Source organism: Shewanella inventionis (assembly GCF_019931735.1).
Lineage (GTDB): Bacteria > Pseudomonadota > Gammaproteobacteria > Enterobacterales > Shewanellaceae > Shewanella > Shewanella inventionis.
The window spans coordinates 1,658,192-1,680,095 of sequence record NZ_CP082926.1; the positions used below are offsets into that span (position 1 = coordinate 1,658,192).

Here is a 21,904-nt window from a genome sequence, read left to right on the forward strand (position 1 = left end):
AGCAGCCTTTTTTGTTGGGGGTATGGAATAGATATTATCTGTATTCGCGACTATGGGGTATCTTCATGGCATTTTCAGTTTTTTCGCTCAATCCAAAGGTATTAGCTGCATTACCAGAAGCAGTTATCGAACCTAGTCGTATCCAGCAATTAGCCATACCTGCAGTGTTGTCAGGGCAAGATGTGTTGGCGTTAGCGCAAACTGGTAGTGGTAAAACCTATGCATATGGTTTACCTATTTTGCAACGTATTAGCCAGCATTCAACATCGGTTTTATCGGCGGTTGTGATTGTTCCCACGAGAGAGTTAGCTGTACAAGTTGCTCAAAACCTCAACCTCTTAGCACAAGCGCTTGGTTTACGTGTTGAGCATGCATGTGGCGGTGAAGCGATTGAGTGCCAAATTGAACGATTAACCACTCCTGCCAATTTGCTGGTGGCGACACCGGGTCGCTTACTAGCACTAGTGCAACAAGGCGTGGTTGAATTTACCCATGTGCAAAGCGTGACGCTAGATGAGGCCGATAGATTACTGGATATGGGCTTTATTAATGATATTAAAATGCTTATAGCCATGATGCCTGCGGGGCAAAGAGTGCTATTTTCGGCCACCATGCCAGCTGTATTAACTCAATTGGCTCAGCAAATACTGTCTGCAACACATGTGCGTATTGAAGCTCAGGTACTTAATAGTGCGGTTGATGATATCGCGAAAGTCGTTTATCACGTCAATAAAGGCAGCAAAGCGCAAGCGTTAATCCACTTAATCGATTTACATCAATGGCGACAGGTGTTGGTGTTTGTCAATGCAAAGGCTGATGCCGACACCTTATGTAAAAAACTGCTTAAAGCAGGTGTCAAAGCCGCTGCGCTTCACGGTGACAAAGAGCAAGTGCTGCGCAGTCAAACACTTGAGCAATTCAAATCGGGACAGCTTAGCGTATTAGTGGCTACCGATGTGCTAGCGCGCGGCATTCATATCGATGCGCTACCTGTGGTCATTAATTTCGATTTACCCGCTCAAGCATCTGTATATGTGCACCGTATTGGCCGCACTGCTCGCGCAGGGCTCACTGGTGTGGCGTTGTCATTGGTGAGTCATTCAGAATTGGCTTACTTGGAGGCAATTAACACCTTAACCACTCAAGCTTTGCCTTTAAATGAACTTGCTGGTTTTGCGGTGACAGATAAGCCTTTAAGCGGTAGCAGTAAACGCGCACCGCGCGATAAACAAGCTAACCGCCGCACCATGAATAAACGCAGTGCGAGTGATTTTGCTAAGCGCAAGCCGACACGTTAGTTTAGCCTGTGCAAATGATGCACTCGTAATCTAGATTAGTATAAAATAAACTAAGTTATGGATTATGTTTAGTCACTTATTGTTAAAGGAAGAGACGATGAAAGCTGTTGCACTAACATTTTTGGCTGCTACTTTATTGTCAGGTTGTGTTAATAACCAATCGCCGACTGGACGTGGACAAACCTTGTTGTTTTCTGATGCGCAAATGCAACAAATGGGCGCTCAGTCGTTTGAGACCATGAAACAAAATGAAAAGATTAGCCAAAATAAAGCCCAAACTGATTACGTCAATTGTGTAGCAAAACGTATTATCGATGTACTGCCAGATCAATCTCAGCAATGGGATGTGGTGTTGTTTGAGTCAGAACAAGTCAATGCATTTGCTCTACCTGGCGGGCACATTGGGGTATATACCGGCTTATTAAAAGTGGCGACCAATCAAGATCAATTAGCGACTGTGATGGGCCATGAAGTGGCTCATGTGTTAGCGCAACATGGAAACGAGCAAGTGTCGCGCGCTCAGTTAACGGGTCTTGGCATGCAAGTAGCCGATGCTGCAATTGGCGCATCTGGTGTAGCCAATAAAGATTTATACATGGCGGCACTGGGGTTAGGTGCTAATGTGGGAATTATTTTACCGTTTGGCCGAAGCCAAGAGTCTGAAGCTGATATTGTCGGGCTTGAACTGATGGCTAAGGCGGGGTTTAATCCTGCTCAAAGTATTACACTATGGCAAAATATGGCTAAAGCAGGGGGAGCGCAAGGTCCTGAGTTATTGTCGACCCATCCTTCTCACAGTCATCGCATAGAAGATTTACAAGCGGCTCAAATTCAAGTGATGCCGCTTTATACACAGGCAAGAAAACAGTCTTTGACTGAGTGTAAAATTGCTCAAGTTAAATAACGTTTTTTGCCAACATGAGAGGAGATTATTGTGATAAACTCTCGTGCGAATTTTTAATGAATTATTGAGAGAAACTTTATTATGTCAGATTTGTTCAGCACTATGGAACAGCATGCAAGCTACGGTGTAGGTCGTCAAATGGGCGAGCAACTAGCTGCAAATTCTTTTGAAGGTATTGATATCCCTGCTGTTCAAGCTGGTCTTGCTGATGCATTTGCCGGTAAAGAAAGCCAAGTAACAATGGAAGAGCTACAAGTTGCTTTTACTGAAATTAGCCGTCGTTTACAAGAAGCACAAGAAGCCTCTGCCGCTGCTGCAAGTGCTGAAGGTGATGCATTTTTAGCTGAAAATGCAAAGCGTGATGGTGTGATAGTAACTGAGTCAGGCCTTCAATATGAAGTATTAGTACAAGGTGATGGCGAAAAGCCAACATATGATTCAACTGTTCGCACTCACTACCACGGCACGTTCCTAAATGGTGATGTGTTTGACAGCTCTGTGACTCGCGGTCAGCCTGCTGAGTTCCCTGTTTCTGGCGTTATCGCAGGTTGGACTGAAGCGCTACAGTTAATGCCTGTAGGTACTAAGCTTAAATTGTATGTTCCACATCACTTAGCATACGGTGAGCGTGGTGCGGGTGCTTCAATCCCGCCTTACTCAGCTTTGGTATTTGAAGTTGAGTTGTTGGATATTATCTAACACATTAAAAACGCCTAAGTTAACTTAGGCGTTTTTGTATACGCTGTTTTAGGTCAACACTGGGAGATGTTTATGACAGCCAAAGTAAGAATTGCTGTAGTGGGTGCCAGTGGCCGTATGGGCCGTACGTTAATAGAGTCTGCTAAACAGCAAGAGCTTATTATACTTGGTGCTGCGGTTGAGCGAGCAGGTTCAAGTCTTGTTGGCGTTGATGCGGGTGAGCTTGCTGGTGTAGGCACCATGAATGTGGCAATCACTGATTCACTCGAACAGGTGGTTAACGACTTTGATGTACTGATTGATTTTACCTCTCCAGAGTCTTCTATTATTCATCTTGATTGGTGTGCTAAAAACCATAAAGCCATTGTGATAGGCACAACAGGTTTTAACCATGCTCAAAAAGAGCAAATTAGTGCCTATGCTGAACAGGTACCCGTTGTACTTGCGCCAAACATGTCTGTAGGCGTTAACGTAATGTGGAAGCTGCTTGAATTAGCTGCACATGTAATGGGTGATTATACCGATATCGAAATAATAGAAGCACATCATCGCCATAAAAAAGATGCCCCATCGGGTACAGCACTAAAAATGGGTGAAGTTATCGCCGATGTTTTAGGCCGCGATTTAGAGCAATGTGCTGTGTATGGCCGTGAAGGTATCACAGGTGAGCGCGATCCAAAAACCATTGGTTTTGCGACCGTCCGTGCAGGTGATATTGTCGGTGAACACACTGCTATGTTTGCAGATATTGGTGAAAGGTTAGAGATTACCCACAAAGCATCGAGTCGAATGACTTTTGCTAATGGGGCGATGAGAGCCGCTTATTGGCTGTCAGATCAAAATGCAGGTCTGTATGACATGCAACAAGTGCTTGGGTTGCATTGACAATAAAAAACACCATTGATTGGTGTTTTTTTTTGAAAACAATCCTGCTTAATATAGACGCTATAACCAATTTCTTATATAATCGTCAGAATTTGTCAAAATTTCGTAATAAAGCGGAAGTTGGTATCTTAGTGCAAAATAAAAACACATAATTTCAGTGGCTTGGCTCTTTTCTGGAGGTCGCGTTGACACAGTCTGCCTTACTCGTACTCGAAGATGGAACCGTATTCTCTGGCACAGCAATTGGTGCTACCGGTATTTCTGTTGGTGAAGTGGTATTTAACACTTCAATGACTGGCTACCAAGAGATTCTTACGGATCCTTCATATTCACGCCAAATAGTAACATTAACCTATCCTCACATCGGTAACACAGGTACCAATGATGAAGACACAGAATCGGATTCGGTTCATGCATGTGGCTTAATCATTCGTGATTTACCGCTTATGGCGAGTAATTTCCGTAATCAACAATCATTAAGCGATTATTTAAAAGCGAATAATGTAGTTGGTATTGCGGACATAGATACTCGCAAACTAACTCGAATTTTGCGTGAAAAAGGTGCTCAAGCCGGTTGTATTATGGTGGGTGACCTAGACGAAGCAAAAGCCTTAGCGGAAGCAAAAGCATTCCCTGGCTTAAAAGGCATGGATTTAGCTAAAGAAGTCACTACTGACCACACTTATCAGTGGCGTAAAGGCAGTTGGAAATTAGTTGGTGGTTTACCTTCTGATACACCAGAGTCTGAACTTAAATACAAGGTTGTTGCTTACGATTACGGCGTAAAACGCAACATTTTGCGCATGCTGGTGGATCGTGGTTGTGATGTGACAGTTGTACCCGCTAAAACTTCTGCAGCAGACGTATTAGCGATGAACCCAGATGGGGTATTTCTTTCAAATGGCCCAGGTGACCCAGAACCTTGTGACTATGCGATTGAAGCTATTCAACAAATCTTAAAAACCGACACGCCGGTATTTGGTATTTGTTTAGGCCATCAGTTACTTGCCTTAGCGTCAGGTGCTAAAACCTTAAAAATGAAATTTGGTCACCACGGTGCCAACCATCCAGTGAGCAATATTGAGCAAGGCAATGTAATGATCACCAGCCAAAACCATGGTTTTGCTGCTGATGAAGCGACATTGCCAGCCAACATTAAAGTGACGCATAAATCATTATTTGATGGATCACTTCAAGGTATTCACTTAACCGATAAGCCAGCGTTTAGTTTCCAGGGTCACCCTGAAGCAAGCCCTGGTCCAAATGATGCCGCGCCACTGTTCGATCATTTCATCGAGCTTATTGAACATTACCGTCAGCACGCTAAGTAATTATCTGGGAGAAGATGACGCAATGCCAAAACGTACAGATATTAAAAGTATTCTTATCCTAGGTGCAGGCCCAATTGTAATTGGTCAGGCGTGTGAGTTTGATTACTCAGGTGCTCAAGCCTGTAAAGCCCTTCGTGAAGAAGGCTACCGAGTAATTTTAGTTAACTCTAACCCAGCCACCATTATGACAGATCCAGAAATGGCCGATGCTACATACATTGAGCCAATTCACTGGGAAGTTGTACGCAACATTATTGCTAAAGAACGCCCAGATGCGATCCTACCGACCATGGGTGGACAAACCGCATTAAACTGCGCGCTCAAGCTTGAAGAAATGGGCGTACTGAAAGAGTTTAACGTAGAAATGATCGGCGCAACGGCTGACGCAATTGATAAAGCCGAAGACCGTAGCCGTTTTGATAAAGCAATGAAAGCCATTGGCCTTGAGTGTCCGCGTGCTGGTATTGCTCATTCTATGGAAGAAGCCTATGGCGTATTAGACATGGTGGGTTTCCCATGTATTATCCGTCCTTCTTTCACTATGGGTGGCAGCGGCGGTGGTATTGCTTACAACAAAGAAGAGTTTGAGGAAATTTGTTCTCAAGGCTTAGATTTGTCACCAACTAACGAATTATTGATTGATGAATCATTAATTGGTTGGAAAGAATACGAAATGGAAGTGGTTCGTGACCGCAACGATAACTGCATTATCGTGTGTTCAATTGAAAACTTTGATCCAATGGGCGTACACACCGGTGACTCGATTACTGTTGCGCCAGCACAAACCCTAACCGACAAAGAATATCAATTAATGCGTAATGCTTCATTAGCAGTACTGCGCGAAATTGGTGTTGAAACGGGCGGTTCAAACGTGCAGTTTGGTATTTGTCCTAATACTGGCCGTATGGTGATCATTGAGATGAACCCGCGTGTATCACGCTCATCTGCATTGGCATCTAAAGCAACGGGTTTCCCTATTGCCAAAATTGCAGCTAAGTTAGCGGTTGGTTTTACATTAGATGAACTTAGCAACGACATCACTGGTGGTAAAACGCCTGCGTCGTTTGAGCCAGCAATTGATTATGTTGTAACCAAAGTTCCGCGCTTTAACTTTGAAAAATTTGCCGGTGCAAACGACCGTCTAACCACGCAAATGAAATCAGTAGGCGAAGTCATGGCCATTGGCCGTACTTTCCAAGAATCGTTACAAAAAGCGCTTCGTGGTCTTGAAGTGGGTCGTAATGGTTTTGACTCAATCGTTGATTATAAGTCTGCAGAAGGCTTACAGCGCATTCGTCTTGAGCTTAAAGAGCCGGGTTGTGACCGTATTTGGTACATTGCTGATGCATTCCGTGCAGGTCTATCACGCGATGAAATCTTCAAGCTGACCAATATTGATCACTGGTTCTTGATTCAAATTGAAGACCTAATTGCAGATGAAGCCAAAGTGGCTGAGTTAGGCATGTCTGGTTTAAACGAAGACATTTTACGTAAATTAAAGCGTAAAGGTTTTGCTGATGCTCGTCTTGCTGATGTGCTAGGCGTTAGTGATTCTGAATTACGTAAACTACGTCATCGTTACGACATATACCCAGTTTATAAGCGTGTCGATACCTGTGCTGCTGAGTTTTCGACAGACACAGCTTACATGTACTCAACATACGAAGAAGAATGTGAAGCCAACCCTTCAAACCGTGACAAAATCATGGTGTTAGGTGGTGGTCCAAACCGTATTGGCCAAGGTATCGAGTTTGATTATTGCTGTGTTCATGCTGCATTAGCGCTGCGTGAAGACGGTTACGAAACCATTATGGTTAACTGTAATCCTGAAACGGTATCAACCGATTATGACACCTCTGACCGCTTGTATTTTGAGCCTGTAACCTTAGAAGACGTACTTGAAATTGTGCGTATCGAAAAGCCAAAAGGTGTGATTGTGCAATACGGTGGCCAAACGCCATTGAAACTTGCCCGCGCCCTTGAAGCTGCAGGCGTGCCTATTATTGGTACTAGCCCTGATGCAATTGACCGTGCAGAAGATCGCGAGCGTTTCCAACAAGCGATTCAACGTTTAAACATGATCCAACCACAAAACGCGACAGTCACTACAGTTGAAAGTGCTGTGATTGAAGCTGGAAATATTGGCTATCCGTTAGTGGTTCGTCCATCTTATGTGTTGGGTGGCCGCGCGATGGAAATCGTATACGACCAACAAGACTTGCTACGTTACTTCAACGAAGCCGTTAAAGTATCTAACGCATCACCAGTGTTACTTGACCATTTCTTAGACGATGCGATTGAAGTGGATATTGACGCTGTGTGTGACGGTGAAACTGTGGTTGTGGGTGCCATCATGGAGCACATCGAACAAGCAGGAGTTCACTCTGGAGACTCTGGTTGTTCATTACCACCTTACACGTTAAGCGCTGATATTCAGGCAAGAATGCGTGAACAAGTGTCTAAACTTGCGTTTGAGCTGGGTGTTGTTGGTTTGATGAACGTACAGTTTGCAGTAAAAGATAACGAAATCTACATGATTGAAGTTAACCCTCGCGCTGCTCGTACCGTACCGTTTGTCTCTAAAGCCACAGGCGTACCGTTAGCTAAAATTGCAGCACGTGTTATGGCGGGGCAAAGCTTAAAGTCGCAAAACTTTACTAAAGAAGTGATTCCACCTTATTTCTCGGTGAAAGAAGTGGTATTACCGTTTAATAAGTTCCCAGGTGTTGACCCATTATTAGGGCCAGAAATGCGCTCTACTGGTGAAGTGATGGGCGTGGGTGATACCTTTGCAGAAGCTTATGCAAAAGCGCAACTTGGCGCGACGTCAGAAGTGCCAAAATCAGGCCGTGCTTTATTATCTGTGCGTAACAGTGATAAAAAACGTGTTGCAGACTTAGCCTCTAAGTTGATTGAATTAGGTTACGAAATTGATGCGACTCACGGCACTGCCATTATCTTGGGTGAAGCAGGTATTAACCCTCGCTTGGTGAACAAGGTACATGAAGGCCGTCCGCACATTTTGGACCGCATCAAAAACGGTGAATACACTTATATCGTCAACACCACCGAAGGTCGCCAAGCAATTGAAGACTCTCGTCAAATTCGCCGTGGTGCACTTCGTTATAAAGTAAATTACACCACTACACTGAACGCTGCCTTTGCAACTTGTCTTGCACATGCTGCCGATGACCGCGTAAAAGTGAGTTCAGTACAAGAACTTCACAAGCGAATAGTTAGTTAAACCATAAAGCGTTATTAAAAGGTCGCCAATTGGCGACCTTTTTTATGACATTTTGATGATGGATCACTAGCAAGTCGTTAAAAGCTTAGGTAAGCTGTCTGCAATCATCGAAGAGATGCATCCCAAAGACGCAGCCAAACTCGATTGCGTATTTCCAATAGATTTTTCACTGTGTTGGCATTAGCTAACACGGGATGCTTTTGTTTTTAAAGGAGACAAAGACATTATGAGTAAGGTTCCAATGACAGTAGTTGGTGCTGATCAACTACGTAAAGAATTAGAGATCTTAAAATTTGATCGCCGTCCAAAAATTACTGAAGCCATTGCATCAGCACGTGAATTAGGTGATTTAAAAGAAAATGCTGAATATCATGCCGCCCGTGAAGAGCAAGGCATTTGTGAAGCCCGTATTCGTGACATTGAAGGCAAGCTTTCAAATGCACAAATCATCGACGTTAAAACGATGGAAAATACTGGCCGAGTGATTTTTGGTACAACAGTAACGATTTTAAATATTGATACTGATGTTGAAATGACATATCGCATTGTGGGTGATGATGAAGCAGATATTAAACAAAATCTTATTTCAGTTAACTCACCTATTGCCCGCGGCTTAATTGGTAAAAGTGAAGGTGATGAAGTGTCAATTACCACCCCAGGTGGTTTAACTGACTACGAAATCATATCTGTTAAATATATCTAGGTTGATTAGTTGTTTGTCGTTTAGACAAATTACTGCGCTGATAATAACCTGCCATCGAATAAAAACACTTACTGCTGACAGTAAGTGTTTTTTGTTGTTACATGTATAAGAATTCATTTGCGTATTAACTATGGTATCGCTACTATCGGGTTTCGTTACATTATCGTTACATCCCCATTGTTTTATCAACTTAAAACAATAGGTAGTTTAATGAAAATGCACATCTAGGCTAATGCATAAAGGTATAAATGACGTTTCCTTGGGCTCGTATATTAATGATGTTACTTATTGTAGGGTTGGGGTCACTCTTCCTTATCAATGGTCGTGTCTTAATCATGTCGACGGCTCAACTCAGTATGCCGCAAATTAATTCCGTTTTATTGAGTGATTGTGTGGTAACACCCTCACAGAATTTGGCTAATTGCGATTTACCCACTAAAGCTAATCAGGTTAATAATCTTGATAGTTTTGGCGTTGATACCACTGCAAATAATGTTGTGAGAAATCCTGGCTTAATAGATATAAAAACAACATTATTAGGTTATGTTGGCGTTGACAGTGATAATACAGATATTAATCCGCAACCTACTTCAAATGACATCCATTATGTACCGACATATTCTGCGCGTTATATTAACCTTGCTCAGCATCAACCTGAAGAAGTTAACCCGAATTATCTATTAGCCTATGAGTTTGTTTCACCGCCGGTTCCAAGCTTGGAAATTGGCTATCAAATTAATTTCAGCCCACAGTTAGACTGGGTATTATCAGCAACTTCAGGTCCTTCACGTATTTCCGCTTGGAAAGAATCAAACTTACTCTTCGTGCACGCTCATACCTGCTAAAAGCATTTCTTTGACTACACGTTTCATTAGCTAGGCTAATGATATTTATTGTGGGCGAAAAACGGCAATACGCATTTTAATCGCTCGCTATATATTTCTATCATGACGAGAGCGTCATGATGTAGTGAGAGCAAGTGTTATGACATCAATAATCAGTAATAAACCATTAAATAAATCTCTTAATCAATATTCGCTTTGGAAGTATTGGGTGCTTATTGTCACCTTGGTAATCCTTTTTTTCAGTGCCTTGCCATCTTGGTATGGTGAAGATGCCGCGGTGCAATTAATCACTAAAAAACCGAATACATTGTCATCTGAACAGGTCTATCAAGTATTAAATAATGCAGGAATAAAAAGTAAGCGCATTGAACAACAGCAACAAAATGTTCTGGTTGTTTTCGCGCAAGCTGAACAGCAAAATTTAGCGAAAAATATTCTGTCTAAATCATTTTCTGACACAGCCCAGGTGACATTAGCTTTATACCCTGCCGCGCCAAATTGGTTGCTAGACATGGGCTTTGCACCGATTAAACTTGGCCTAGATTTACGCGGTGGTGTTCAATTTTTGCTTGATGTGGATCTAGGGTTAGTCTTTCAAAATCAAGCCGTAATGGTCAGTGATTCGGTAAAACAATTTGTTCGCGAAGAACACATAAACGGTGTTCGTGTTCGACAAGGCATTGGTGCAGAAGTCCATATTGAAACATCTCAACAAGCCCATAAAGGGCAAATTAGACAATTTTTATCTCAACAATATCCTTTATGGCAGGTGAGTGGGCAACAGGACACTCTTAGCGTGGTACTAAGTGACGATGAGCAATTAAAGCTAACTAATTTAACGGTTCAACAAAACTTACAAATTATGCGCAGCAGAATAGAAGAGTTGGGGATCACAGAAGCATTAGTTCAGCGTCAAGGTGAAAACCGAATCCGTATTGAGCTCCCCGGGGTGCAAGATCCTGCCACGGCTAAAAATGTCATTGGTGCAACAGCTAGTCTGGCTTTTTACCCAGTGGCCGAAACCGGATCGGTAAATGCTTTAGTGCTAAAAGATGAATTGAACAAACCTGTATATGTGTCAAGAAGACCAGTGCTAAGTGGTGAACACATTGTCGATGCCAGAGCTGCAGTGGGTGATTTTGGCATGTCAAAAGTCAACATTAGTTTAGATGCCACTGGCGGTAAATTAATGTCTGAGTTTTCTCGTGACAATATTGGCAAACCCATGGCAACCGCATACAGCGAATACAGCCGAAATGATAAAGGCCAAGCTCAGCAAGTCACTAAAATTATCAGTGTTGCGACGATTCAAAGCCAACTGGGCAGCAAATTTGAGATTACGGGGGCGGGTTCGCATCAAGAGGCGCAACAACTCGCTTTGTTGCTAAGAGCCGGTTCTATGACAGCTCCCGTAACCATTGTAGAAGAGCGAACCATTGGGCCAAGTTTAGGCGCTGAAAATATAGCTAACGGATTTGCCGCTTTAGCACTTGGCATGGCAGTAACCTTGTTATTTATGGCATGTTGGTATCGCCGTTTAGGCTGGGTTGCAAACGTTGCATTGGTTGCCAATATGGTGATGTTATTTGGTTTACTGGCACTTATTCCTGGCGCTGTACTGACTTTGCCAGGCATAGCTGGGTTAGTACTTACTGTCGGTATGGCTGTTGATACTAACGTGCTTATTTTTGAACGTATTAAAGATAAGTTAGCGGAGGGGCGCAGTTTTGCCAGTGCGATTGATGTGGGTTTTGACAGCGCTTTTTCAACCATTATAGATGCTAACTTCACCACAATGATTACTGCGGTAGTGTTGTTTTCAATTGGTAATGGGCCTATTCAAGGTTTTGCATTAACGCTTGGGTTAGGGTTATTAACCAGTATGTTTACTGGCATTTTTGCCTCTCGTGCAATCATTAATTTAGTGTATGGCCGTGACACTCGTCGCGCTATTAAGGTGTAACACAATGAATTCAAAGACAATGAACGATTCTTCACAGGGGTTAGGTTATTTAACCAAATGGCGTTATGCATCAAGCTTGATATCAATAGTATTGATGTTGCTATCATTAACCGTTATAGGCGTAAAAGGATTTAACTGGGGGTTAGATTTTACCGGCGGAGTCGTCACCGAAATTCAAATAGATAAACGTATTAGCGCCAGTGAAATTCAACCATTAATGACTGCAGCCTACCAACAGGAGGTCAGTGTGATATCTGCCAGTGAACCTGGTCGTTGGGTGCTGCGCTATGCCAATATTGCTGATGAAAATCAGCGTCCACACTTACAAACAGTATTAGCACCATTAAACAGTGATATTACCGTGCTTAATAGTAGTATTGTTGGGCCGCAAGTGGGGCAAGAGCTTGTTGAGCAAGGCGGACTCGCTTTATTGGTTGCTATGCTGTGTATCATGGGATATCTAAGTTATCGATTTGAATGGCGTCTTGCATCTGGGGCACTATTTGCATTAGTCCATGATGTGGTGTTTGTGCTGGCCTTTTTTGCATTGAGCCAAATGGAGTTTAATTTAACAGTACTTGCCGCAATTTTAGCCATATTAGGCTATTCGCTTAATGACTCCATTATTATTGCTGATAGAGTACGCGAGCAACTCATTGCCAAACCACAATGGAATATTACCGATATTAATAATTTAGCGGTAAAGTCTACTTTTTCTCGTACCATGGTGACATCGGGAACAACTTTACTCACAGTTGTGGCCTTGTGGATGATGGGCGGCACTCCTTTAGAGGGGTTTTCAATAGCGATGTTTATCGGAATTTTAACCGGCACTTGGTCGTCGGTATCGGTTGGTGCTACTTTACCTGAGTTTTTGGGGTTAAAGGCTGAACATTATGTGATAGCGCCTTTACCTGATACGCCATAAAAACAGTCGATTAATTATTTTTCATAAAAAAGCCGCTAAAATCAGCGGCTTTTTGATGATGAATGTTTTACTATTTTTTGGCTTTAGGTAAGGCAATCTTCATTTCTGGCGAATGACGGAAGAGAACTAATACATGACCGATAAGTTGCACTTTCGCAGACTGGGTTTCACGTATAATGGCGTCAACGATGGCATTTTTTAGCTCTCTGTCCGCAGAGGCTACTTTCACTTTAATCAATTCATGATGTGTAAGAGCGCTATCAATTTCAGCCAGAACACCTTCAGTCAGTCCGTTGCCACCAAGCAGCACCACTGGCTTTAGACTGTGCGCCAGACCTTTTAAATGCTGTTTTTGTTTGGTTGTTAAGTTCATTTGTACCAACTTTTGCTGAGTTACTGTTGAAAAACGAGTATTCTACCCTTATATAAGGCTTATGTAACTCTGAATCGTTGCGGAATTTAAATGGTAACCAAAAAACGTACGGCGAGCTCGACTCGTTGGATGCAAGAGCATTTTGATGATCACTATGTGAAATTAGCGCAAAAACGGGGGTTACGCTCACGTGCTGCATTTAAGTTAGAAGAGATCCAACAAAAAGATAATTTAATTAAAACTGGCATGACGGTTGTTGACTTGGGGGCTGCCCCTGGCGGTTGGTCACAAGTTGCGGTTAAATTAGCAGGAGATAAAGGTAAAGTTATCGCGTGCGATATTTTACCTATGGATCCTATTGTGGGAGTTGATTTTCTGCAAGGTGATTTTAGAGAAGACAAAGTATTACAAGCATTGCTTGACCGAGTAGGGCAAGATAAAGTGGATGTGGTACTATCAGATATGGCACCGAACATGAGTGGTTCGGATGCTGTTGACCAACCAAGAGCCATGTATTTAGTGGAGTTAGCACTAGATATGTGTCACCAGGTGTTGGCGCCTAATGGCTGTTTTGCTGTTAAGGTCTTTCAGGGGGAGGGCTTTGACGAGTACATGAAAACAGTTAAAGAGGCATTCAAAGTAGTGAAAACCCGAAAACCAGACTCCTCTAGAGCGCGCTCTCGAGAAGTCTATCTAGTGGCGACTGGTTACAAGTTGTAGTAGTCTAACGTTAATAATCGCAGGACTGTCAAGAGGTCTAGTAATTTGAGTGACATGGCAAAAAATTTAATACTCTGGGTTGTCATCGCTGTTGTGCTGATGTCAGTGTTTCAGGGTTATTCCCCCTCTTCTTCGAATTCGCAGAAGATGGATTATTCAGCCTTTTTGGACAATGTTCGAAATGGTCAAATCAACACGGTTGAAATAAAAAGCGACCAAAGGACGATTGAAGGGACTAAACGTACCGGCGAAAAGTTCACCACAATTATGCCTATGTATGATCAAGATTTAATTAACGATCTTGACCGTAAAGGTATCACCATGAAAGGCCAAGAAGCTGAAGAATCAAGCTTCCTGACCCAAATCTTTATATCGTGGTTCCCAATGTTGCTGCTGATTGGTGTATGGATTTTCTTCATGCGTCAAATGCAAGGCGGTGGCGGTAAGGGCGCTATGTCGTTTGGTAAGAGTAAAGCCAAATTGATGAGCGAAGATCAAATCAAAACCACTTTTGCCGATGTTGCTGGTTGTGACGAAGCAAAAGAAGAAGTAAAAGAACTAGTTGATTATTTACGTGACCCTACTAAGTTCCAAAAATTAGGCGGCCGTATTCCAACAGGTGTATTAATGGTTGGGCCACCAGGTACGGGTAAAACGTTGCTTGCTAAAGCGATTGCTGGTGAGTCAAAAGTGCCTTTCTTTACTATTTCTGGTTCTGATTTCGTTGAAATGTTTGTCGGTGTTGGTGCATCTCGTGTACGTGACATGTTTGAACAAGCTAAAAAATCAGCGCCTTGTATTATTTTTATCGACGAAATTGACGCTGTAGGTCGCCAACGTGGTGCCGGTGTTGGTGGTGGTCATGATGAACGTGAGCAGACATTAAACCAGATGTTGGTTGAAATGGATGGCTTTGAAGGTAACGAAGGTATTATCGTTATTGCAGCGACTAACCGTCCTGATGTATTGGACTCTGCATTACTTCGTCCAGGTCGTTTTGACCGCCAAGTGGTTGTTGGCTTACCTGATGTACGTGGTCGTGAACAGATTTTAAAAGTGCACATGCGTAAAGTGCCATTGTCAGATGATGTTAAAGCCAGTGTTATTGCCCGTGGTACACCTGGATTTTCTGGTGCTGATTTAGCCAACCTAGTTAACGAAGCCGCACTATTTGCTGCACGTGGTAATCGCCGTGTAGTGGGTATGGAAGAGTTTGAGCGTGCTAAAGACAAAATCATGATGGGTGCAGAACGTCGCTCGATGGTGATGTCTGAGGCTGAAAAAGAAATGACGGCTTACCATGAAGCAGGACATGCAATTGTAGGCTGTTTAGTACCTGAGCATGATCCTGTTCACAAGGTGACGATTATTCCTCGTGGCCGCGCGTTAGGGGTGACGTTCTTCTTACCTGAAGCAGACGCCATTAGCCAAAGCCGCCGCAAGCTAGAGTCGCAAATTTCTGTGGCTTATGGTGGACGTTTAGCTGAAGAGCTTATTTATGGCAGTGATAAAGTGTCTACTGGTGCATCGCAAGACATTAAATACGCAACATCGATTGCCCGTAATATGGTGACTCAGTGGGGCTTCTCTGACAAGTTAGGGCCACTATTGTATGCTGAAGAAGAAAACGAAGTTTTCTTAGGACGCAGCATGGGTAAGTCAAAAGCCCTGTCGGGTGACACGGCCGCATTAATTGACTCTGAAATCAAAATGTTTATCGATAAAAACTATCAACGTGCTCAAACCATGTTGACAGAAAATATGGATATTTTACATGCGATGAAAGATGCCCTAATGAAGTATGAAACGATTGATTCTTTGCAAATCGATGATTTAATGAATCGCCGTGAAGTACGTCAACCAGCTGACTGGCAAGTAGATGATTCGACTGATGATAAGGGCGGCGGAAATAACGCGCCTAAAGTTGAAGAAGAAAAACCAGAAGAAGCACCGAAACCAGATATTAATGAAGCAGATGAATCACCTGCTAAATAAATAATCTAGTGAATACAGAAAACCCCGAAAGGGGTTTTCTTGTTTTAATCTTATGTAGGAAATAACTCGTGTTCCAATTAACTCATGCCAATAAAACTCTTGATTTAGCCGCTCCAGTTGTTATGGGGATAGTGAATGTCACCCCAGATTCATTTTCCGACGGTGGCGCCTTTACTTGTTTTGAACGGGCATGCCAGCATGTAGATAATATGGTCTCACAGGGAGCTTTAATTATTGATGTTGGCGGTGAGTCGACAAGACCCGGTGCAGCTGAAGTTACTGTTGCCGAGGAGCTTGAACGTGTTATCCCAATTATAGAATATACCGCCAAAACACACGATGTGTGGATATCGATTGATACAAGCAAGCCAGAAGTGATGGAAGCTGCAGTGAATGCCGGCGCAAACATGATAAATGATGTACGCGCATTGCAAGCTCCAGGAGCATTAGCCATGGCCGCATCACTAGATGTACCCATTTGTTTAATGCATATGCAAGGCGACCCTCAAACAATGCAAAACGCACCCATTTATGAAGATGTTGTCGACGACGTTACAGCTTTTTTCGAGTTGCGCATTGCTTACTGTGAAGCTGCCGGCATTGAACGTGAACGGTTAATTTTAGATCCAGGTTTTGGCTTTGGTAAAACTTTAGCGCATAATTACCGCCTATTGGCCATGTTGCCAAAACTGCATGAATTTCATTTGCCTTTATTGGTTGGTATGTCACGTAAAAGCATGATCGGTAATTTACTGGGCCGAGACACAGAACAAAGGCTCGCCGGAAGCCTTGCAGCAGCTTTGATTGCAGCTCAACAAGGCGCGCAGATTATTCGAGTACACGATGTTACAGAAACGGTAGATGTACTGAAAGTAATGTCTGCAACCATGGCGCAGTTATAAAATAGCTTATTGAATTCGACGTCATTAAGCATCTGATATCATCATATTAGTTATCACCAAGTGGATCACTTAAGTGGGGACCTGTGAAGCAAAGACAATTTTTTGGAACAGACGGCATTCGCGGTAAAGTGGGTGACGGAAAAATGACCCCTGAGCTGGCGTTAAAATTAGGTTGGGCTGCAGGGCGTGTGTTGTCACGAAATGGCACTCAAAAGGTGATTATTGGTAAAGATACGCGTATTTCAGGGTATCTATTTGAATCAGCACTTGAAGCCGGATTGTCAGCAGCAGGGCTTAATGTGTTGTTACTCGGCCCTATGCCAACACCTGCCGTTGCATACTTAACAAGAACTTTTCGAGCAGAAGCCGGCGTAGTGATTAGCGCGTCACATAATCCTTATTACGATAACGGGATTAAGTTTTTTTCAACAAATGGAAGCAAGCTTGATGACGCCATTGAGCTTGAAATTGAAGCTGAGCTTGAAAAACCGCTTGTGTGTGTTGAGTCACATTTATTAGGTAAAGCTCGTCGTATTGATGACGCAGCAGGACGTTATATTGAATACTGTAAAGGTAATTTCCCTGCTGAGCATACGCTCGAAGGGTTAAAAATTGTCGTCGATTGTGCCCATGGCGCAACTTACCATATTGCCCCTAATGTATTTCGAGAATTAGGTGCAGATGTTATTGCCATTGGAGATAAACCAAACGGGTTAAATATCAACGATAAAGTGGGGGCGACCTCAATGGCTAAAATTTGTGAAACCGTTTTAGCCGAGAAAGCTGACTTAGGTATTGCCCTCGATGGTGATGGCGATCGCATTATGATGGTAAATAGTCGCGGCGAAGTTATCGATGGCGATCAAATACTTTATATTTTAGCCGTAGATGCCCAAAAACGTGGTATTTTAAAAGGCGGCGTAGTGGGTACCCTAATGTCTAACCTAGGGTTAGACTTAGCTTTGCAAGCACTTGATATTCCATTTGTTCGCTCAAATGTTGGCGACCGTTACGTTATGGAAATGCTTAAACAGCATGACTGGCGTATCGGGGGTGAAAATTCGGGTCACATTTTAAATCTTGATCATGGCACAACAGGTGACGGCATTATTGCCGGTATTTTGGTGCTTGCAGCAATGAGAAGACAAGGGTTAATGTTAGAGCAACTGACCGAACCAATGAAAATGTTGCCTCAAGTTCTCGTTAATGTTCGCTTTGAAGGTACAAATAATCCACTTGATTTCGACGTGGTAAAATTGGCACAAAAAGAGGTTGAAGCTCAATTGGGAGCTCGCGGTCGGGTGCTGCTACGTAAATCGGGCACCGAACCGTTAATCAGAGTGATGGTCGAGGGAGATGATCATTCACAAGTACTTGCACACGCAAATAGCATTGCTGAGGCGGTAAAAGCAGCATGTTAATTATTTGAATATACAGCAATGTCGAATCGCGCTTAAAAAGTAAGCGCTTCGACAATTAAACTGAAATATTCCCCTTTTAGCTATTGTAACTTGATAAGTGGTTCGCTATTATTCTCGCCGCTTTCAAAGGAGACCGTGATGGCACTCAGACGTCCTATGGTAGCTGGCAACTGGAAGATGAATGGTAATTCTGCATTAGCAGAAGAACTATTTAAGAAGTTTGCCTCAAAGCTCCAAAATGATTCCGCTGAAGTGGTTTTATGCCCGCCTTCAATTTATCTTGAAAGCGTTAGGCAACTGCTTGAAGCCAATAAGCAGACTTTAGATGGTGCACTTGTAAGAATGGGCGCACAAAATCTTAGTCAGCATGACTTTGGTGCCTATACAGGTGAAATATCTGGGCAGATGCTAAAAGATTCAGGATGTCGATATGTTATTATCGGCCATTCCGAACGTCGCCGTATGTACGGAGAGACGAGTAATATTGTGGCAGAAAAATTTGCTGCAGCACAAAAACATGGCTTAACACCAATATTGTGTGTTGGTGAATCAGGTCCAGCTCGAGAAGCAAGACGCACTTTTGAAGTGATAGCCGAAGAGCTTGACATAGTCATAGAAAAAAACGGTACTATGGCGTTTGATAACGCAATTATCGCCTACGAACCATTATGGGCAGTAGGGACAGGTAAAAGCGCTACACCAGAGCAGGCTCAAGAAGTTCACGCGTTTATTCGCAATCGCCTCTCTGAAGTGTCTCCATTTATTGGAGAAAATATTAGAATTCTTTACGGTGGTAGTGTTACCCCAAACAATGCGGCTGATATATTTGCCCAACCTGATGTTGATGGTGGTTTGATTGGCGGTGCAAGTTTGAACTCTACTGAGTTTTTAAGTTTATGTACCATAGCGATGAGCGCGTAATAATATGTACGAAGTTCTTATAGTTGTTTATTTGATAGTTGCAATTGGTTTGGTTGGATTGATTTTAATTCAACAAGGAAAGGGTGCCGACATGGGCGCATCTTTCGGAGCCGGTGCCTCAGGCACCTTATTTGGCTCAAGTGGATCAGGCAATTTTTTAACCCGTTCTACAGCTGTGTTAGCGATAGGTTTTTTCGCATTAAGTTTAGTGATTGGTAATTTAAGTGCCAATCACACACAGCAAAACGATCAATGGGAAGATTTAGGTACTGCAGCAGAGCAAATCATTGATGAAGCGCCTGTGCAAACCGAACAGTCAGAAACGAAAATTCCTGACTAGTAAACCAGGTGACGCCGAGGTGGTGGAATTGGTAGACGCGCAGCCTTGAGGTGGCTGTGTCCTAACGGACGTGCGGGTTCAAGTCCCGCTCTCGGCACCAAATTATAACTAACAAACTAGGGATTGTGTTTGATTAGTTATTGCAAGATATGACGTAAATCAATATACTTGCATGCAGTTGACGCGGGGTGGAGCAGTTGGTAGCTCGTCGGGCTCATAACCCGAAGGTCGTCGGTTCAAGTCCGGCCCCCGCAACCAGCTCCTTGTTATTGAGTTTTAATATAAAACTCAATAACAATTTACAGGTTCTATAATAAAATGACCTCGTGATTACGGGGTTTTTTGTTATATGGACTTTTAAATATCCGTGATTTTTAACGGGTTGCTCTGGGGCTTTTAGCCCTTTTTTTGTTTTTTTTGGGGGTCATTTTTGGCAACAATAGAATCCAAGCTAGTTGAAATGTTAAAGGTTCCGGTTGAAGCTTCAGGTTTTCAACTTTGGGGCATTGAATATGTTCAAGCTGGTCGTCATTCAATTCTTCGTGTGTTTATTGATCACGAGAATGGCATCAACATTGAAGATTGTGCAGAAGCCAGTCGACAAGTTAGCGCAGTTATGGATGTTGAAGACCCGATTTCTACAGAATACACATTAGAAGTATCTTCTCCTGGAGTAGATAGACCGTTATTTACAGCTGCGCAGTATGCTGCTTACATCGGTGAAGATGCGAAAATACAGTTGACTATGCCAGTTGCGGGTAGTCGTAATTTAAAAGGCGTCATCACTAGTGTTGATGGGCAAATGCTCACCATCAAAGTTGATGGTAAAGACTTGATTGTTGCTTTGGATAACATCCGCAAAGGCAACATTATCGCTAAGTTTTGATAGTTTCAGGTGAAGAACGAGGCAAGACCAAATGAATAAAGAGATCCTGCTAGTCGCAGAAGCGGTTTCCAATGAGAAAGGCGTTCCGCGCGAGAAAATTTTTGAAGCGCTAGAAATTGCTTTAGCGACAGCAACCAAGAAAAAATACGAAGGCGATATCGAAGTTCGTGTTGCAATTGACCGTAAAACCGGTCACTACGATACGTTCCGCCGCTGGATGGTGATTGACGATAAGGGTGAAGCATTAGAGAACCCTTACAGTGAAATTACCCTAGAAGCCGCTCGTTTTGAGCAACCAGACATTCAGCCTGGTGAGTACGTAGAAGATCAAATCGACTCAGTTGCATTCGATCGCATTACTACACAAACTGCAAAGCAAGTTATCGTACAAAAAGTGCGTGAAGCTGAGCGTGCACAAGTAGTAGAACAGTTTATTGAACGCGAAGGCGAAATTGTTACTGGTGTTGTTAAGAAAAGCACTCGCGAAAGCGTAGTGGTTGACTTAGGTAACAACGCGGATGGCGTGTTATTTAAAGAAGATTTAATTAGCCGTGAATCATTCCGCCCAGGCGATCGAGTTCGTGCATTGTTGTACGCAGTTCGTCCAGAAGCGCGTGGCGCGCAATTATTTTTAACACGCAGCAAGCCTGATATGTTAGTTGAGCTGTTCCGTGTTGAAGTACCAGAAATTTACGACGAAATGATTGAGGTTATGGGTGCCGCTCGTGATCCAGGTGCTCGCGCTAAAATAGCCGTGAAGTCAAATGATCGTCGTATTGACCCAATTGGTGCGTGTGTTGGTATGCGTGGTGCACGTGTTCAAGCGGTATCTAATGAATTAGGTGGTGAGCGTGTTGATATCGTGATGTGGGATGATAATCCTGCTCAATATGTGATCAACGCCATGGCGCCTGCCGATGTTGCGTCTATTATTGTGGACGAAGATAACCACTCTATGGACATTGCTGTTGAAGCAGACAGCTTAGCACAGGCTATTGGTCGTAATGGCCAAAACGTGCGTTTAGCGACTCAACTAACCGGTTGGGAACTGAACGTAATGACAGTAGAAGACATGAACAAGAAGCACCAGGCCGAGAGTGCTAAAGTGATCGAATTGTTTGTTTCTGCACTGGATGTAGATAAAGATTTTGCAACGGTACTGGCTGACGAAGGCTTTACTTCACTAGAAGAAATCGCTTATGTGCCAGAATCTGAATTACTTGCAATAGAAGGCTTTGACGAAGGAATCGTTGCGGCATTACGTGAACGTGCAAAAGCTGCTATCTCTACAAGAGCACTAGCTACTGAAGAAGCGTTAGATGGTGCAGAGCCAAGTGATGATTTATTAGCATTGGAAGGATTAGAAAGACATTTAGCTTATGTTCTTGCGAGCAAAGGCGTAGTGACTTTAGAAGACTTGGCCGAGCAAGGTATTGACGATTTAATTGATATTGAAGAATTAACAGAAGAAAAAGCAGGTGAGCTTATTATGGCTGCCCGCAACATCTGTTGGTTTGGCGAAGAAGCATAAGTCGATCAACAGGGG

General features: G+C 43.1%; 19 protein-coding genes and 2 tRNA genes. 20 read left to right on the forward strand and 1 reads right to left on the reverse strand.

What is annotated here, in order from left to right:
* Positions 1-65 precede the first annotated feature (65 nt).
* From K8B83_RS07535 to secF, 10 genes are all read left to right on the forward strand, one after another.
* Entirely contained in the window at positions 66-1,298 is a 1,233-nt protein-coding gene (locus tag K8B83_RS07535; protein ID WP_188740251.1) for a DEAD/DEAH box helicase, read from the forward strand.
* A 97-nt stretch (positions 1,299-1,395) separates the two neighbouring features.
* The gene (locus K8B83_RS07540; RefSeq protein ID WP_188740252.1) at positions 1,396-2,202 is read left to right on the forward strand and encodes a M48 family metallopeptidase; all 807 of its coding nucleotides are present in this window, start codon (positions 1,396-1,398) and stop codon (positions 2,200-2,202) included.
* An 81-nt stretch (positions 2,203-2,283) separates the two neighbouring features.
* A complete protein-coding gene (locus tag K8B83_RS07545) occupies positions 2,284-2,901 on the forward strand; it encodes an FKBP-type peptidyl-prolyl cis-trans isomerase (RefSeq protein ID WP_188740253.1) in 618 nt (205 codons plus the stop codon).
* A gap of 72 nt (positions 2,902-2,973) precedes the next feature.
* A complete protein-coding gene (dapB, locus tag K8B83_RS07550; protein WP_188740254.1) occupies positions 2,974-3,786 on the forward strand; it encodes a 4-hydroxy-tetrahydrodipicolinate reductase in 813 nt (270 codons plus the stop codon).
* A gap of 173 nt (positions 3,787-3,959) precedes the next feature.
* Positions 3,960-5,117 (forward strand): glutamine-hydrolyzing carbamoyl-phosphate synthase small subunit, encoded by a 1,158-nt coding sequence (carA, locus tag K8B83_RS07555; protein ID WP_188740259.1) that lies wholly within the window; start codon positions 3,960-3,962, stop codon positions 5,115-5,117.
* Positions 5,118-5,139: 22 nt separating this feature from the next.
* Positions 5,140-8,361: a carbamoyl-phosphate synthase large subunit gene (gene carB / locus K8B83_RS07560; RefSeq protein ID WP_188740255.1), complete on the forward strand. Its 3,222-nt coding sequence runs from the start codon at positions 5,140-5,142 to the stop codon at positions 8,359-8,361.
* A gap of 226 nt (positions 8,362-8,587) precedes the next feature.
* A complete protein-coding gene (greA, locus tag K8B83_RS07565) occupies positions 8,588-9,064 on the forward strand; it encodes a transcription elongation factor GreA (protein ID WP_188740898.1) in 477 nt (158 codons plus the stop codon).
* A gap of 275 nt (positions 9,065-9,339) precedes the next feature.
* Complete coding sequence (locus tag K8B83_RS07570; RefSeq protein WP_188740899.1) at positions 9,340-9,909, forward strand: hypothetical protein; 570 nt, start codon at positions 9,340-9,342, stop codon at positions 9,907-9,909.
* A 151-nt stretch (positions 9,910-10,060) separates the two neighbouring features.
* Positions 10,061-11,872, forward strand: a complete 1,812-nt coding sequence (gene secD / locus K8B83_RS07575; protein ID WP_188740917.1) for a protein translocase subunit SecD — start codon at positions 10,061-10,063, stop codon at positions 11,870-11,872.
* A 4-nt stretch (positions 11,873-11,876) separates the two neighbouring features.
* Positions 11,877-12,800, forward strand: coding sequence for a protein translocase subunit SecF (secF, locus tag K8B83_RS07580; RefSeq protein WP_223419480.1), 924 nt, complete (start codon positions 11,877-11,879; stop codon positions 12,798-12,800).
* 70 nt (positions 12,801-12,870) lie between these two features.
* Here secF and yhbY read toward each other — a convergent pair whose 3' ends face one another.
* Complete coding sequence (gene yhbY / locus K8B83_RS07585; protein WP_188740900.1) at positions 12,871-13,173, reverse strand: ribosome assembly RNA-binding protein YhbY; 303 nt, start codon at positions 13,171-13,173, stop codon at positions 12,871-12,873.
* 90 nt (positions 13,174-13,263) lie between these two features.
* Between yhbY and rlmE the strand changes: the two genes are divergently transcribed.
* The 10 genes from rlmE to nusA all read left to right on the forward strand — a co-directional run bounded on the left by rlmE (position 13,264) and on the right by nusA (position 21,889).
* On the forward strand, positions 13,264-13,893 hold the full coding sequence (gene rlmE, locus K8B83_RS07590; protein WP_188740901.1) for a 23S rRNA (uridine(2552)-2'-O)-methyltransferase RlmE: 630 nt from the start codon (positions 13,264-13,266) through the stop codon (positions 13,891-13,893).
* Between the two features lie 45 nt (positions 13,894-13,938).
* Positions 13,939-15,888 carry an ATP-dependent zinc metalloprotease FtsH gene (gene ftsH / locus K8B83_RS07595; protein WP_188740902.1) on the forward strand — a complete coding sequence of 650 codons (1,950 nt, stop codon included), beginning with the start codon at positions 13,939-13,941 and terminating at the stop codon, positions 15,886-15,888.
* Positions 15,889-16,010: 122 nt separating this feature from the next.
* Positions 16,011-16,790, forward strand: coding sequence for a dihydropteroate synthase (folP, locus tag K8B83_RS07600; RefSeq protein WP_283104466.1), 780 nt, complete (start codon positions 16,011-16,013; stop codon positions 16,788-16,790).
* Positions 16,791-16,873: 83 nt separating this feature from the next.
* Positions 16,874-18,211 (forward strand): phosphoglucosamine mutase, encoded by a 1,338-nt coding sequence (glmM, locus tag K8B83_RS07605; protein WP_188740904.1) that lies wholly within the window; start codon positions 16,874-16,876, stop codon positions 18,209-18,211.
* 138 nt (positions 18,212-18,349) lie between these two features.
* Complete coding sequence (tpiA, locus tag K8B83_RS07610) at positions 18,350-19,132, forward strand: triose-phosphate isomerase (protein ID WP_188740905.1); 783 nt, start codon at positions 18,350-18,352, stop codon at positions 19,130-19,132.
* 4 nt (positions 19,133-19,136) lie between these two features.
* Positions 19,137-19,472 carry a preprotein translocase subunit SecG gene (gene secG, locus K8B83_RS07615; protein WP_188740906.1) on the forward strand — a complete coding sequence of 112 codons (336 nt, stop codon included), beginning with the start codon at positions 19,137-19,139 and terminating at the stop codon, positions 19,470-19,472.
* A 13-nt stretch (positions 19,473-19,485) separates the two neighbouring features.
* Positions 19,486-19,572 (forward strand) — tRNA-Leu (locus K8B83_RS07620).
* A gap of 82 nt (positions 19,573-19,654) precedes the next feature.
* Positions 19,655-19,730, forward strand: a tRNA-Met gene (locus tag K8B83_RS07625).
* Positions 19,731-19,902: 172 nt separating this feature from the next.
* Complete coding sequence (gene rimP / locus K8B83_RS07630; RefSeq protein WP_188740907.1) at positions 19,903-20,358, forward strand: ribosome maturation factor RimP; 456 nt, start codon at positions 19,903-19,905, stop codon at positions 20,356-20,358.
* Between the two features lie 31 nt (positions 20,359-20,389).
* Positions 20,390-21,889 carry a transcription termination factor NusA gene (gene nusA / locus K8B83_RS07635; protein ID WP_188740908.1) on the forward strand — a complete coding sequence of 500 codons (1,500 nt, stop codon included), beginning with the start codon at positions 20,390-20,392 and terminating at the stop codon, positions 21,887-21,889.
* Positions 21,890-21,904: the final 15 nt, after the last annotated feature.

Coding starts and splice junctions, on each gene's coding strand:
- secG (WP_188740906.1), top strand. CDS start 19,137: ATGTACGAAGTTCTTATAGTTGTTTATTTGATAGTTGCAATTGGTTTG.
- K8B83_RS07570 (WP_188740899.1), top strand. CDS start 9,340: ATGATGTTACTTATTGTAGGGTTGGGGTCACTCTTCCTTATCAATGGT.
- yhbY (WP_188740900.1), bottom strand. CDS start 13,173: ATGAACTTAACAACCAAACAAAAACAGCATTTAAAAGGTCTGGCGCAC.
- K8B83_RS07545 (WP_188740253.1), top strand. CDS start 2,284: ATGTCAGATTTGTTCAGCACTATGGAACAGCATGCAAGCTACGGTGTA.
- greA (WP_188740898.1), top strand. CDS start 8,588: ATGAGTAAGGTTCCAATGACAGTAGTTGGTGCTGATCAACTACGTAAA.
- tpiA (WP_188740905.1), top strand. CDS start 18,350: ATGGCACTCAGACGTCCTATGGTAGCTGGCAACTGGAAGATGAATGGT.
- rlmE (WP_188740901.1), top strand. CDS start 13,264: ATGGTAACCAAAAAACGTACGGCGAGCTCGACTCGTTGGATGCAAGAG.
- K8B83_RS07535 (WP_188740251.1), top strand. CDS start 66: ATGGCATTTTCAGTTTTTTCGCTCAATCCAAAGGTATTAGCTGCATTA.
- secF (WP_223419480.1), top strand. CDS start 11,877: ATGAATTCAAAGACAATGAACGATTCTTCACAGGGGTTAGGTTATTTA.
- dapB (WP_188740254.1), top strand. CDS start 2,974: ATGACAGCCAAAGTAAGAATTGCTGTAGTGGGTGCCAGTGGCCGTATG.
- carB (WP_188740255.1), top strand. CDS start 5,140: ATGCCAAAACGTACAGATATTAAAAGTATTCTTATCCTAGGTGCAGGC.
- folP (WP_283104466.1), top strand. CDS start 16,011: ATGGGGATAGTGAATGTCACCCCAGATTCATTTTCCGACGGTGGCGCC.
- K8B83_RS07540 (WP_188740252.1), top strand. CDS start 1,396: ATGAAAGCTGTTGCACTAACATTTTTGGCTGCTACTTTATTGTCAGGT.
- nusA (WP_188740908.1), top strand. CDS start 20,390: ATGAATAAAGAGATCCTGCTAGTCGCAGAAGCGGTTTCCAATGAGAAA.